Genomic DNA, 13156 nt, shown 5'->3' on the forward strand with positions numbered 1-13156 from the left:
GGCTCAAGCATTCTGGGCTGCGGTTCTGGCACGTTCCTTCATCGAGGCGACCACTCCGCCGTCGTTGAGGATGTCGGTGCCCGTCAGATAGCCGGCCTTGTCGCTGGCGCAGAACGCGAGCAGATCACCCATCTCTTCGGGCTTGCCCCACCGCGGGACCGCGGCGTCGGTGACCATGGCACCGGCGCCGGCCTGCTCCTCGAGCCTGCCCATCTCGGTGTCGATCGACCCGGGCGAGACCGACACGATCCGCAGTCCTCGACCGTTGAACCTCTCGCACTGCGAGGTGGAATACCACCGGACGAAGCTCTTGCTCACGGCGTAGGCGATACCGGATCGCGCCTCGTCACCGGCGATGTCGCAGGCCGCCAGCATCGCCGTCATGAAAGCGCCTTCGTCGGTCAGTGCCGTCGGGAACTGCGCGGTCGGGATCAGCTCCTCCGGCATGATGTGGGCCGCCATCGATGCCACGTTGACGATCGCCGAGCCCTCGGCGGCGGCGGCAAAGAAGACCTCGTTGACGTTGAGCGTGCCCAGCGCATTGGTCCTCATCACGTAGTCGGCGTCACCCATGCTGGGGCTGACCCCCGCCGTGTGGATCACCGATGCGAGCGTGCCGAGGCCAGATGCGGTTTCGAACAGTCGGGAGACCGCCTCCCGATCGGTGACGTCGCAATTCACCGCGGTGGCCGCGACTCCGAGGTCCTTCAGTGCCGCGGCGGCGGAATCGAGGCGGTCCTGCCTGACGTCGCATAGGACGAGCGTGCGGTCCTGCCCGACGACCTTCGCCGTGGCCAGACCCATGCCGCCGGCACCGCCGGTGATTACCGCCACTCGATTCATATCTGGACGGTATACGGCGAGGGCCGACGTTACATTTCGTGGGTCCGGTGTATCAGAGTCGTCCTTGCGTTTCGCCATCACGTAGGGTGGTTATTCCGACTAAGTAGCCGGATGGGTCCCGACGCTTGGAGTGATGCCGATGCCTTCGATCAAGACCATTTTCGCCGCGTTCGCGGTCACCGGCGGTCTCGCTGCAGCAACGCTCGGCCTGGGGACACAGGTCGCCATCGCCCAGCCGCCACCGTGTTCCCTTCCCCAGGGCGAAGTGCCTCCCCCCAATGCACCGCCGAAGACGGTCGAGTTCTGGCTTGGAGAGCCCGTGGTGTGGACGTCGGGCTGGGGCGGCCGCTGGGGCGTGTGCAAGAACGGCCAGATGCTCACGCTGTCGTCGAACATCAACACCGGCGGCGGCTAAGCCACGTCTCGCGCTGTAACCCCGGGGGTTCCACGGGTCGACACGACGAGGCGGCCGCGCGGGTAACGCTTTCTACCTGCCGTCTCGCGCCGCGGCGTCGCGAAGTATCTGCTGCAAGCGCTCCATAGGTGTACCGGGTTCGAGAATTAGCAGATTCGTATCCGTCGATGTGCCACCGGCCTGCGCCGGCGGTGGTGGCGCGGCGGGTGCCTCGGGCACTGGCGGGGGCGGCGGAGGCGCAACCTGTGCGGCTGCGATCTTCTGGTTGAGGCGAGCAAGCGCGTCGTTGCGAAGCACCTGCCGCTGCGGGTCCTGATCGGTGTTCCCCGCAAAGCAGCCCTGCCCGGCTTGTTCGACGACAGTGCGCGCTCCGAGGTAATGGCCGACCGCGGTTGGCCCATCAAACACTGCCGCCGCGCGGTCGCCCAACGTCTCCCGGACGAGCTCGAGATTGACGCGTGTCGCGCAGGATTCCCTGCGTGCCAGGCTTTCGCTGAATCTGCGATCCGCGGCGTCGAGACGGTTGTCGAGCACTGCGAGGCTTCCTGCGGCGAAACCGGCTTTGTCCGGTTGGATCACATTGAGCACGGTGAGCGTGTCGACAGCCCGGCGTAAAGCATCGTTGTCCCGTTCGGCATACGCCGACACGGCGGAATCTCCTGCGATGACGACCGACAGCGACTTGACGATCACCACGATGAGCACCAATGCGACGGGCGCGGAGAACACCAGCAAGCGACGGCGCAGCCGCAGCCGCGCGGGACCGCTCCGCCACCACGTCATGATGCTCACGACACCATCTCCGCGCTCACATACCTGCTGCGCCGGAAGTCGCGCAGCACTAGGTAGAGCTCAATCAGGATGAGCACGGCCGCGCCCAGCGCCGGCAACCAGTACGTTTCGGTCTGCCCGCGGGCCGAGGCAACATCCGTACCGCGTCCGTTGTCCCCGCCGTCGTCCGGCAGCTCTGCGGTGGGAAGTGCGCCGCCGGGCCGGGCGATGAACGGCACGCCCAACTGATCGGCGACCGCCCGCAGCGTGGTGTCCTCGACCGGAGACCGTTCGATGTCGGTGCCCGGAATCGGGCCTCCCACCGCCGAGCCGTAGCCGAGCACCGCGCCACCGTCGACCGACCCCTCCGGCGGAACGAATTCCCTTGCAGGCAGCCGTGACTCAGGCGCGCCCGCGCCGAGGTAGAAGACCAGCGTGGTGGCCCGCGGATACTGCTGTACCGCACTGATCAACTGGTAGCGCAGCACCGTGCTCGCGGCACCGGCATTGGTCTGCGTAACGGCGTCAGGGCTGTAGGCGTAGGGGGTGATGGTGTCCAGAACCGGTCGCAGGCTCCAGGTATCCGCAGACAGCGGCCACTCCAGCGATGGGGCCGACGCGAATCCGATGACGGCAAACCGTGCGCGCGGATATCGGTCGATCAGCGCCTGGAGGTCGTCGCGGGCCGCCTCCATCCGGGTACGGCCGTCGATGTCGTTCACCGCCATATCCGGTGAGCGGTCGACGACCAGGAACACGTTCGGCTCGGTGTCGCCCGCGCTGCGCGGCGCGGACTCATCGTCGCCGGTGATCACCACGCGTGCGGCTGCGACGACGAGCAACAGCGCCGCGCACGTCACGAGGAGCCAGCGCCATAGCGCGGCCCGGCTGCGTCCAGACATTCGCCAGCGACGCAGCGCGAGAACCTGCGCCCCGACGAGCACGGCCGCCGCGGCAAGGAGTAGCGGCGGCAACACCGGATGCAGCGTCATCGCCGGACCACCAGTGGCCACAGCGCCAGACCGGCCAGCGCCACCAGAGCCAATGCCAGTGGTAAATCGGGTGTTTCGACGGCTCTGACCGCGGTCTCTATAGAAGCTGTCTGTGGTGGCGGGTTGTCCCTGATCTCGAAGAGGTCGGCCGCCGTATTGGAGTTCACCGGGAACGCGTGACCTCCGCTCGCGCGGGCCAATGCGTCCAGTGCTCCGTTGTCCGTTTCGGTGAACAGTAGGTTGACCTGCACACCGGCCTCCTCCGCCAGGTCGAAGACCGCACCGGGGGTGAACAGGGCCGGCCGGGTGTCACCGGGGGCTCGAATGGATCCGGGGCCCACGTAGATGAGCGAACGGCGCTGCGCCGCTTTCTGATCGAAGGACGGAAATCCCGTCAAGCACAATGCCATGACGTCTTCGACGCCGGCGGCGTAGTTGACGTAGTCCAGCGCGGGTGCCCATGCAGCGGCATTGCCCAACCCGCCCGCATACGCATTGAATCGGGCTGCGGCATATTGATAGTCACGCGTCAGGGGAACTATCCGCCGATTGGCGGAGGTCATCCCGATGCGCTGGGTGGTGAAGCCGGTCACCTGCTCGGCGAAGTACCGCAGCGTCGCACGGACGGTCGGATCGCTGGGTTGGCCGCCCATGCACAGCATGATGTCCTCAGGCTCGATGCCCTCGGATTGCCTTGCGGTCGTGGGTAAACCGGTCGGGCGAGCGGCGGCGATCACCGAAGCGCCGAAGGTCACGGTCAACAAGGCGATCGCGATCATGGTCGACAACGTGCGCAGCCGGGCGGCGCGGCGATACTCGGGCAGCCTGGTCAGCCGCTCGACATTGGCCAGCAGACGCACTCGACGCTGCTGGGTCGTCCTCGGCTGCAGCAGCGCCGCGCCGATACATATCGCCAGACCGAGACAGCCCGCTATCGCCACGATCCACCATGTCAGCTCCACGTGTGGATCAGCTCCTCGGCGGAGTCGGCGGCGGCCCCGACGTCGACGATCGAGTCGGCGTTGAACTGCGCGTCGGTCAGTGCCGTCAACACCGGTGCGGCCGACGCCAGCTCGCCCGCGGCGATGGCATCCAGTTGCATGTATTCGGCACGAGCGCCGGTGGCTGCGTGCAGAAATACCCGCAACTCATGGCTGACTGCCGCAGCAGCGGGTCCTGCGGCCAGCTCTCCGGAGCGGTACCTCTCACCTATGGCGCGCACCGTTCGGGCGGACCGCCGTTTGACGAGCTCGCTGCGGGCGGCTCCGATGACAGGCAGACCCCGGATCCCTCGCCCGGTCATCGTGAACACGAACACCGCTGCATACCAGGCGATCAGGAGTATCGACAGCAGGCCCGCGAGCCACAGCCACCACGACGAGTACGGGGTGGGGCCACTGACGAAGCTAATCAGCTCATCGGACACGGGCGTACGTTCCGGTCATCGCAGTCAGCCCCGCCCGGATGCGCCTGCTGCCGGTGAACCTCGCATGCGGCACGCCCTGCGTGGTCAGGAAGGTCGAAAGGTGTTCCCGCCGTTCGAATTCAGCCCGGCGGTACGCCTCGACCACCCGCGTGCCGAGCTTCGCGCCACCCATCACGACACGGCCTCCGGCGACGTCATAGCCGTCGTCTTCGTCATCAACGGTTCCGACTGCGGCCATGTCTGCAACCATCGCCCACATCACGTCGTGCTTGCCGGTCAGCCGGGTCAGCACCTCGCTGAGCCCCTCGTCGACCTCTGGCTCGTCGGATACCACGAAGATCAGCAACGGGCGCCGGTAATGCCTTGCCACCCAATTCAGTTGGGTCACCACTCTGCTGGGCGCGGGCGCGGTCGTCGTGTGGTGATGAAACCGGTGCAACATACTCTCGATATGCGTCTCACCCCGCCGCAGCCGGATGTCGACGCAGCCGCGCACGTCGCCGAACACCATGCCGATCTCGTCGGACCGGCGCAATGTGACCAGGCCGATCGCACCCATGATGTTCGATGCGACGTCGCGCTTGCGCTCACCCGATGGCGCCTGCGCGATGGTGTTCCGGCCGGCATCGGCGATCAGGAGGATCTTGTGGTGCTTCTCCGAGGTGAAGCGTTTGATCAGGACGTGCCCTGACCGTGCAGTGGCCTTCCAGTCGATATCGCGGACATCGTCGCCTGGCACGTACGGACGCAGGTCGTCGAACTCGAGGCTGCGGGTGTGCACCAGCGCGTACCGGCCACCGTCAAGCAGCCCGGTCGTGTCGCGGCCGAAAAACTGCTTGGCGCTGTCGAGATGCTTGCCCATGACCTCACGGCACCCGCACCGCGTCAAGCACCGCGTCGATCACCACGTCGGGCGTGATCTGCAGACTGGCTGCCTCGAAGCCGAGGATCAGCCGATGCCGCAAGACGCGGTGCGCGAGGCGGGCGATGTCATCAGGCACCACGTGGTTTCGACCGCGGATGACCGCCAGCCCGCGCGCTGTCCGGCAGAACGCGATCGTCGCTCGCGGACTTGCGCCGTATTCGATCAAGCGGGCGATGTTCGCGGGCAGATGCCGTTCCGGTGCCCGCGTCACATTGACCAATCGACTCGCGTACTCGATCAGATGGCGGTCCATGTGCACGGTCTGGACAAGATTCTGCACACGCCGGATCTCGTCGAGCCCGACCGCCGGCGGCGTTCGGTTGTTCTTCTCGTAGAGACCGGCATCCATCCGCATGATGACCTCGACCTCGTCGTCGACGGTGGGGTACTGAACGAGGTCCTTGAGCATGAAGCGGTCGGTTTGGGCCTCCGACAGCGGATAGGTGCCCTCCTGTTCGACCGGGTTCTGGGTGGCGATGACCAAGAAGGGTTCGGGGATCGGGTATTCCACGCCGGCGATGGTGGTCTGGCGTTCCTCCATCGCCTCGAGCATCGCACTCTGGGTCTTCGCGCTGGATCGGTTGATTTCGTCGAGCAGCACGATGTTGGCGTGTACCGGCCCCAGCTGAGTGGCGAAGGAGTTGGAGGCGGCCTCATAGATCTGGGTGCCGATGATGTCGCTGGGCAACAGGTCAGGCGTGCACTGAATGCGGCGGAACACGCCCCGGATCGACTCGGCGACGACGCGCGCGGCCGTGGTCTTCGCCAGCCCGGGAACACTCTCGATCAACAGATGCCCGCCGGCGAGGAGGGTGACCAGCAGCGATTCGCGTAGCTGATCCTGGCCGACCACTTTGGCCGAGAAGGCCGAGGAGACCGCGGCCACCACGCGCTCGGCTTCGGCCAGATCCTGCTGGTCAAGCCGCGGATGTGGTGCGGTCATATGAGCCTTCCTCGTAGAAGCGTCACGCTTGGGTACCCGGCCGCAGGTATCCCACTCCTAAGGACTCACTGCTGCGGCGGCAACAGCACCGTGTAGAGCTCGGTGATCACGCCGTCCTTGATCAGCACGACATCAAAACCGGACGTGACGGGCTGCCCGTCGGCACCGGCGAGATGCCAGGCTAGATAACCGAAGTTCGGCAGCTGGTGCACAGCGTCGGCTGCGACGAATTGCAGACTCCCCAGTTGCTGTTGTAGCGCAATGCATTTCGCTTCGAGCGCATCATGGCCAGTGGACACGCCCTCGGCATCGGTCCACCGGACGTCCGGTGCGTAGGTGCGCTCGATCGCGGCACGCCGCTTGGCGTTGTCGCGTTCGTTGAAGACGTCGAGCAGGTTCGCCCGCATCAAGTTCTCGATCAGATCAGACACTGTTCTCCTCATCCAGTTGTGCGGCCGCGGCCGAAGTACAGCTCCTGCGTTGCGATGCAGACCACTTGGCCTGCCCGGTTGTACATCGTCGACGTTGTCAGTCCTCGCCCCCCGGTGCCACTGGGCGACACCTGGTCCGACAACACCCAATCCGACAGGTCGACGGGCCGGTGGAACCACAGCGCATGGTCGATCAGTGCGTTGAAGGAACCCATAGGTGTCTGTCGCCGCCGGGCGAGTGCCACCTCGACCATCGTCGTGCCCGACAGATAGGTCAGCAGGCAGCTGTGCAGTACCTCGTCGGCGCCAACGGAACCGTTGGGCCGCCACCACATTCGCATTCGCGCAGTCGGCTCGGGCAGGTCGACGGCCAGACGCGGTGGCGCGTCGACGTAGCGCAGATCGAACGGTTGCGGGCGAACCCAATGGCCGTCGAGCTCGTCGGCGTAGTCCGCCAACTGTTCCTGGATCGGCGGGAGCGTTTCCGGGCCGGCGACATCGGGCATCGGCTGGTAGTAATCGAGCGATTCGATCGGCGCGCTGAACGACGCGAGCGCCTCGAGCAGTATCTGGCCGTTCTGGCGCGCCGTGATCTGGCGGGTCGACAGTGTGCCGCCGTCGCGCGCGACATCGACGTGAATGTCGACGGGCTCGCGGGCGTCGCCGGCCCGGACGTAGTACACGTGCACGCTGTGGGGTGTGCGGCCGGGCGCGGTCAGGCTGGCCGCCATGAGCGCCTGGCCGGCGATGTGTCCGCCGACGATGTGGTGCGCCGGATTGTCGAGTTGGGTCGCGTGGAACTGGTGTTCGTCGACGCGTTCGACTTGAAGGGTGGCGATAATCTCGGCGAGGGTCGGCGAGCGATATGTCACGTGGGCATCATGCCGGTCTCACCCGCGACGAAGCGTCAGCAGGGTGATCTCGCTGGGCGCGAACACCCGAAACGGCGGTCCCCAGAAGCCGGTGCCGCGACTCGTGTAGAGCTGCGTCGCATCACCGTGTCGGCTGAGGCCCTGCACCACCGGCTGATCCAGTCGGACAAGAAAATTGAACGGCCAGATCTGGCCACCGTGGGTGTGACCGGAGATCTGTAGATCAACACCGGCGCGCACCGCATGCGCGACCTGTTTCGGCTGATGCGCAAGCAGCAGCACCGGCAGTGTGCGGTCGGCTCCCTCCAGCGCGGCCTCCAGATTCGCCCCGTGCCCGCGTGCGCCCGACGACGCGGCGGTGGCGTCGTCGATCCCGGCGACGACGAGCTTGTCACCCCCACGCTCGACGACGACGTGCCGATTGTGCAGCGCGTCCCAGCCGATGGCCTCCATGTAGTCCAGCCAGCCCTGGGCCTCGCTGAAGTACTCGTGGTTTCCCGTGACGTACGCACGCACCGACCCGGCCCGCACCGATGCCAGCGGGCTGGCCTGCTCGCGGCGTACGTCGACCGTCCCGTCGGCGATATCGCCGACATGGCATACGACGTCGGCGTCGAGTTCGTTGACCCGGGCCACCACGCCGGCCGACCACCGCGCGCGGTTGATCGGCCCGTAATGCGTATCGGTGATGATGGCGACGCGTAGTCCGTCCAGGGCGGGTCCGAGCCGGGCGAGCGTCACATCGAAGGCCCTGACGCGGGGCACCCGCATCGCTTCGAAGTGCCCCCACGCAAGAAGCGCCGCGGCCAGGGCCACGACGGCTGCGGCGACCACGCGCGACCGCACGGGGTCGTCGACCCCCGCAACGAGTAGCGCCAGCCCCAGCACCTGGCCCACCACGGACCACACGAAAAGCACCCAGGCCGCGCCGAGAAGTGCGTCTCCTGCGGCCGCGGCCCAGTCGAGGTGTCTGCGCCCGTGGCCCAGCATCATCAGCAACGGCAGTGCGGCGGCGACACAGACGAAGAGCAGGGTGCCGACGATGACGACGGCCGACGGCCATGCCGCACCCGCGAACAGCAGCGTCCACCACGGCACTCCGAACAGCACCAGCAGAATGACGAACACGACGGCCATGCGTCGCCAGTGCCGCCGCGACCGCCGAGGGGGGTCGACGGATTCCACTACCTCTGCCGGGGTGTCTGTCATCGCATTCGACGTTACCTATGCGATCCGAGGAGCCCGGCTACGCGAGCGGCTGCCCGTCTTTGGTCAGCACATGCCACTCGCCGCCGAAGAGGTCCAGCCCCTGCCCGCCGAAGTCCTTGTCGGTCTTGTCGCCGGCGTACCGGTACAGCGGGTGTCCCTTATAGGTCACCTGATTGCCGCCGTCGCGACGCGGAGTGATCCCTCCCGCAGCCGTATCGATGCCTACTCCGCCCGCGGGGTTGCCCTTGGCCAGCAGCGGCAGCCACGTGTCGGCACAGATGTCGTAGCAGGTGGGGTCGTTCAGCGGATCCGTCGTGAACACGTACACGGTGCGGCCCGACCCGTCGACGATTATTTCGCCCAGGTCGCCGCGGTCGTCGGTGGCCAACGAGACGTCTCCGATGGGCGGAATCTCGTTGGTCGAGGGGATCGGGGTGGGCGTGGCGGTCGCTTCGGTTCGGGGCGCCGTCACCGAGGGCTTGGTGGCCTCGGTGCTGGATTCAGTGGCAGCCTTGTTTGCGAAGGCCGAACATCCGGTCAAAGCGACGCCGACCGCAAGGATCGAGGCGCACGCCCCGAACCGGCACCTGCTGGGCGATTGCATAGCGATTTCATTTCCACCTGCAGCGCCGATCAAACCCGTCTCCGTCGGCAACCGCGTGAACTCTGTCACCTCACGGGCGCGACGCGATCGACCCACGGGAGTGCCTGCTCGAGTTGGGCCGCCAGCTTCAGCAGCAGCGACTCACCTGCAAGCGGGGCGACGAACTGGACTCCCAACGGCAGCCCGGCGGCGGTCCAGTGCAGCGGCAGCGTGATCGCGGGTCGCCCGGTGAGATTGGCCAGCTGCGTGTAGGGCACCCAGCCGAGGTTCTTGTCCACCATGTCGTCGACGATCTTGGTGTAGCGCAGCGCACGGGCCGTGCGGGTCTTGATCAAGACGTCAGCGCCGATCTGTAGCGGGACCGGCAGATCGAATTCGCCGATCTTCGGTGGTGGAGTCGCCAGTGTGGGCGTCAACAGGAGGTCGTAGGACTCGAAGAACGTGGTCAAGCGGCGGGTGTGCTCATGGCGCCGCTGGACGGCATCGACATAGTCGACGGCGTTCGTCGCGCGGCCGAGCGCCGCGAGGACAAGGGTGTCGCGCTCGAAGGACTCGTTGCCCGCGCCCGTCAACCGCTTGGTCTCGGCGACCTGCCACGCGGTGTAGACGAACCAGCAGAGCAGGAACTCACGGGCGAGCGCGGCATCGTCGAACGGCGCCTCTGGCAGTTCCTCGACGTGATGGCCGAGCTCCGTGAGCGCCGCGACGGCCGCCTCGACGGCCGCAACGGCCTCGGGATGCGGCGACGGTGTGATCGCCGACGGCACCCGCACGCCGATCCGCAGCGTGCCCGGGTCGGCTCCGACGCACGCTGCGAACGGCGCATCCGGAAGGCCGGGCACGTATGGCCCGAACGGTTCGCCACCGCTGATGACGTCGAGCATCGCGGCCGTATCGCGCACGGTTCTCGACACAACGCCCTGTACACCGGCCCCGTGCATACCCTCGCCCGACGCCGGCCCCATCGGCGTCAGCCCGCGGCCGGGTTTGAGGCCGACCAGCCCGCAGGTCGCCGCGGGGATGCGTATCGATCCACCACCGTCGTTCGCACCGGCACACGGCACGATTCCCGCCGCGACCGCGGACGCGGACCCGCCCGACGAGCCGCCCGGTGTGCGGGAGAGGTCCCACGGGTTGCGTGCGGGCCCCCACAGGACGGGCTCGGTGATGCCCTTCGCCCCGAACTCGGGTGTATTGGTCTTTCCGAAGATGACCAGGCCCGCATCGATCCATCGTTGGACGATGGTGGCGTGCGCGGCCGCGGGTAGCGAGGCCAGCGCGCGTGATCCCGCCGACGTCGGCAGGCCTGCGTAGTCCTGACCCAGATCCTTGATCAGGAACGGGACGCCTGCGAAGGGGCCGCTGAGTTCGGCCGGTGGCGCCGCTGGGATATCGCGCACGATCGCGTTGATTCGCGGATTCACCACGGCCGCGCGCTGCCGCGCCAGGGTCAGCAGTTCATCCGCGGAGACCTCCTTGTCCGCGACCAGTTTGGCCAGCCCGGTGGCGTCGTACGTCCGGTACTCGTCGAAGTTCATTGCCTGACCGTATGTGCTCGACGTGGCTATCGTGCAGCCATGAGCCTCGTCACCTACGAGCGCGACGATCACGTCGCCACGATCACGCTCAACCGCCCCGAAGCGCGCAACGCCATCAACGGCGCGCTGCGCCAGGAACTGAACGCGGCCTGGGAGCGGTTCCGTGACGACGAGGACGCGTGGGTCGGGATCCTGACCGCCAACGGCAGCGTGTTCTGCGCCGGCGGAGACCTCAAAGACGGCGAGGGCTCGGTGGGCACCTTCGGTGGCACGTTCTGGGAGAAGCCGACCATCAACTCGTTCGAGAGCGGGATGGAGCTGTTCAAGCCGACGATCGCGGCCGTGCACGGGCCGTGCATCGGATACGGCGTGACCGGAATCCTGTTCTGCGACTTCGTCATCGCCTCGACGGAAGCCAGCTTCGCGTTCCCGGAGGTGTCGCTCGGGACACCCACGATCGTCGGCGCGATCCGGCTGCCCGAGCGGCTGCGCTGGGCCGACGCCATGGAACTGCTGCTGACCGGGGCCCCGATGACGGCGCAGCGCGCCAAGGAAGTCGGCTTGGTGTGGAAGCTCGTCGAACCCGATGATCTGCAAGCGCAGGCGCGGTCATGGGCGCAGACGCTGACGAAGGCGGCTCCGCTGGCGCAACGCGCGACCAAGGAAGTCGCGTGGCGCACCGCGAACATGGGATGGATCGAGTCCGTCCGCTTCGGCGAGACGATGCGCAAAGTCGTCTCGGCGACAGAGGATGTGGGCGAGGGAATCCGAGCGTGGCAGGAGAAGCGGAAGCCCCAATGGAGGGGGCGCTGACGATGGGTCGGCGCGAATACGAACGGCTCCGCGCCGCCCACCTCTATGCCGTGCAGGCGACGCTCGACGATCAAGTCGGCCGCCTGGGCTGGTCGGCAGAACAGATTCGGCTCCACCGCGATCACGGCTTGCGCGCACTGCTCGCATACGCCCGCGAACGTTCGCCGTTCTACGCCGACCGGCTGCGCGGTCTCGACGTCGAGAACGCGACGACGGCCGGTCTGGCGTCGATCCCGATGCTGACGAAAGCCGAAGCGCAGAGCGAATGGGATGCGATCGTGACGACACCCGATCTCGATCGTGAAGCTGCAGAACGGATTCTGAACGACCAGACCTGGTTCTCCTACACACGTCACGACGATCAGGTGTTCAGTTCCGGTGGATCCAGCGGCGTGCGCGGAGTGTATGTCTGGGATTGGCAGTTCTTCATCACCACCGCGTGTCTCGCATGGCGCATGCAGGCGCATGACGAACGTCGCGGTCCATCGGTGCCGCATCCGCGACTCGCGGTACTGACCGCAGGTGTGCCACCGCACGCCAGCACACCGCTTTTCGATGTACCCACCGTCGCCGGTATGCAGACCGTCGTCATCGAGGCCGGCGCCCCGTTCGACGAGGTTCTCGCCGCAGTCGACGAATACGCTCCCACCCACCTCGTGGGCTACGCCAGCGTCATCGGCCGGCTTGCACGCGCTTCGCTAGCGGGCGATCTGCAAATCCGCCCGTCCCGGGTGAGCACGAATTCAGAGCCGCTGTTGCCCGAGGATCGCGACGCGATCGTCAACGCCTGGAACCCCGGCCTGTACAACCTTTGGGGCTCAACCGAAATCGGCGTACAGGCCGTGGGCTGCGGTAAGGGCGCCGGTCTGCACATCTGCGAAGACGAAGTGATCCTCGAACGCGTCGACGCCGCCGGCGCACCCGTGGCGCCCGACGAACCGGCGGTACGCACACTGGCCACCGGTCTGTCGAACCGTACGTTCCCCTTCGTGCGATACGACCTCGGCGACGAGATCACGATGCTGTCCGAACCGTGTCCGTGCGGCAGCGCGTTCGCTCGCGTCGTCGACATCAGCGGCCGTCGCGACGACGACTTCGCCTACGGATCGCACTCGGTGCCCGCCAGCGCTTTTCGGCATGTACTCGGCACCGATCCACGCATCGTCGAATACCAGGTGGTGCAGACCGAGGGCGGCGCGGACGTGCTGGTCGTCGCCACCGCCGATGTGCAGTCTCTGACCCCTACGTTGGTCTCGGCGATGCAGCGCTACGGCATTGCTCACCCGTCGATTCGGCTACAAGCTGTCGAAACCCTTGGCCGCAACCAGGCCAGCGGCAAGCTCAAGAGGTTCGTACCGCTCCCGCCGCAGTGAG

Annotated in this window: 15 protein-coding genes; 3 read left to right on the forward strand and 12 right to left on the reverse strand. The window is 66.8% G+C overall.

Annotated features, from left to right (window positions below; all coding sequences use genetic code 11):
• Positions 1-3 precede the first annotated feature (3 nt).
• The gene (locus AB4Z42_RS14500) at positions 4-843 is read right to left on the reverse strand and encodes an SDR family oxidoreductase (protein ID WP_442009882.1); all 840 of its coding nucleotides are present in this window, start codon (positions 841-843) and stop codon (positions 4-6) included.
• Positions 844-982: 139 nt separating this feature from the next.
• Here AB4Z42_RS14500 and AB4Z42_RS14505 point away from each other — a divergent pair, with 139 nt between their 5' ends.
• Entirely contained in the window at positions 983-1258 is a 276-nt protein-coding gene (locus tag AB4Z42_RS14505; RefSeq protein WP_442009883.1) for a hypothetical protein, read from the forward strand.
• Positions 1259-1330: 72 nt separating this feature from the next.
• Here AB4Z42_RS14505 and AB4Z42_RS14510 read toward each other — a convergent pair whose 3' ends face one another.
• The 11 genes from AB4Z42_RS14510 to AB4Z42_RS14560 all read right to left on the reverse strand — a co-directional run bounded on the left by AB4Z42_RS14510 (position 1331) and on the right by AB4Z42_RS14560 (position 10969).
• Positions 1331-2041 carry a hypothetical protein gene (locus AB4Z42_RS14510; RefSeq protein ID WP_442010048.1) on the reverse strand — a complete coding sequence of 237 codons (711 nt, stop codon included), beginning with the start codon at positions 2039-2041 and terminating at the stop codon, positions 1331-1333.
• Positions 2042-2046: 5 nt separating this feature from the next.
• Entirely contained in the window at positions 2047-3021 is a 975-nt protein-coding gene (locus AB4Z42_RS14515) for a VWA domain-containing protein (protein ID WP_442009884.1), read from the reverse strand.
• Positions 3018-3983, reverse strand: coding sequence for a hypothetical protein (locus AB4Z42_RS14520; protein ID WP_442009885.1), 966 nt, complete (start codon positions 3981-3983; stop codon positions 3018-3020). The genes AB4Z42_RS14515 and AB4Z42_RS14520 overlap by 4 nt, the downstream gene beginning before the upstream one ends.
• On the reverse strand, positions 3974-4447 hold the full coding sequence (locus tag AB4Z42_RS14525; protein ID WP_442009886.1) for a hypothetical protein: 474 nt from the start codon (positions 4445-4447) through the stop codon (positions 3974-3976). The genes AB4Z42_RS14520 and AB4Z42_RS14525 overlap by 10 nt, the downstream gene beginning before the upstream one ends.
• Positions 4437-5309 (reverse strand): DUF58 domain-containing protein, encoded by an 873-nt coding sequence (locus AB4Z42_RS14530; protein WP_442009887.1) that lies wholly within the window; start codon positions 5307-5309, stop codon positions 4437-4439. Before AB4Z42_RS14530 ends, AB4Z42_RS14525 begins: the two co-directional genes overlap by 11 nt.
• A gap of 4 nt (positions 5310-5313) precedes the next feature.
• Positions 5314-6315, reverse strand: a complete 1002-nt coding sequence (locus tag AB4Z42_RS14535) for an AAA family ATPase (RefSeq protein WP_442009888.1) — start codon at positions 6313-6315, stop codon at positions 5314-5316.
• A 65-nt stretch (positions 6316-6380) separates the two neighbouring features.
• Positions 6381-6746 (reverse strand): nuclear transport factor 2 family protein, encoded by a 366-nt coding sequence (locus AB4Z42_RS14540; protein WP_442009889.1) that lies wholly within the window; start codon positions 6744-6746, stop codon positions 6381-6383.
• Positions 6747-6754: 8 nt separating this feature from the next.
• Positions 6755-7618, reverse strand: coding sequence for an acyl-CoA thioesterase (locus AB4Z42_RS14545; RefSeq protein ID WP_442009890.1), 864 nt, complete (start codon positions 7616-7618; stop codon positions 6755-6757).
• Positions 7619-7636: 18 nt separating this feature from the next.
• Positions 7637-8827: a metallophosphoesterase gene (locus tag AB4Z42_RS14550; protein ID WP_442009891.1), complete on the reverse strand. Its 1191-nt coding sequence runs from the start codon at positions 8825-8827 to the stop codon at positions 7637-7639.
• Positions 8828-8864: 37 nt separating this feature from the next.
• Positions 8865-9431, reverse strand: a complete 567-nt coding sequence (locus AB4Z42_RS14555; RefSeq protein ID WP_442009892.1) for a COG4315 family predicted lipoprotein — start codon at positions 9429-9431, stop codon at positions 8865-8867.
• A gap of 65 nt (positions 9432-9496) precedes the next feature.
• Complete coding sequence (locus tag AB4Z42_RS14560) at positions 9497-10969, reverse strand: amidase (protein ID WP_442009893.1); 1473 nt, start codon at positions 10967-10969, stop codon at positions 9497-9499.
• A gap of 39 nt (positions 10970-11008) precedes the next feature.
• Here AB4Z42_RS14560 and AB4Z42_RS14565 point away from each other — a divergent pair, with 39 nt between their 5' ends.
• Together AB4Z42_RS14565 and AB4Z42_RS14570 are read left to right on the forward strand one after the other, a co-directional pair.
• Complete coding sequence (locus tag AB4Z42_RS14565; protein WP_442009894.1) at positions 11009-11782, forward strand: enoyl-CoA hydratase/isomerase family protein; 774 nt, start codon at positions 11009-11011, stop codon at positions 11780-11782.
• The gene (locus AB4Z42_RS14570; RefSeq protein WP_442010049.1) at positions 11767-13155 is read left to right on the forward strand and encodes a phenylacetate--CoA ligase family protein; all 1389 of its coding nucleotides are present in this window, start codon (positions 11767-11769) and stop codon (positions 13153-13155) included. Before AB4Z42_RS14565 ends, AB4Z42_RS14570 begins: the two co-directional genes overlap by 16 nt.
• The last annotated feature ends 1 nt before the right edge of the window (position 13156 follow it).

Source organism: Mycobacterium sp. 2YAF39 (assembly GCF_052114565.1).
Lineage (GTDB): Bacteria > Actinomycetota > Actinomycetes > Mycobacteriales > Mycobacteriaceae > Mycobacterium.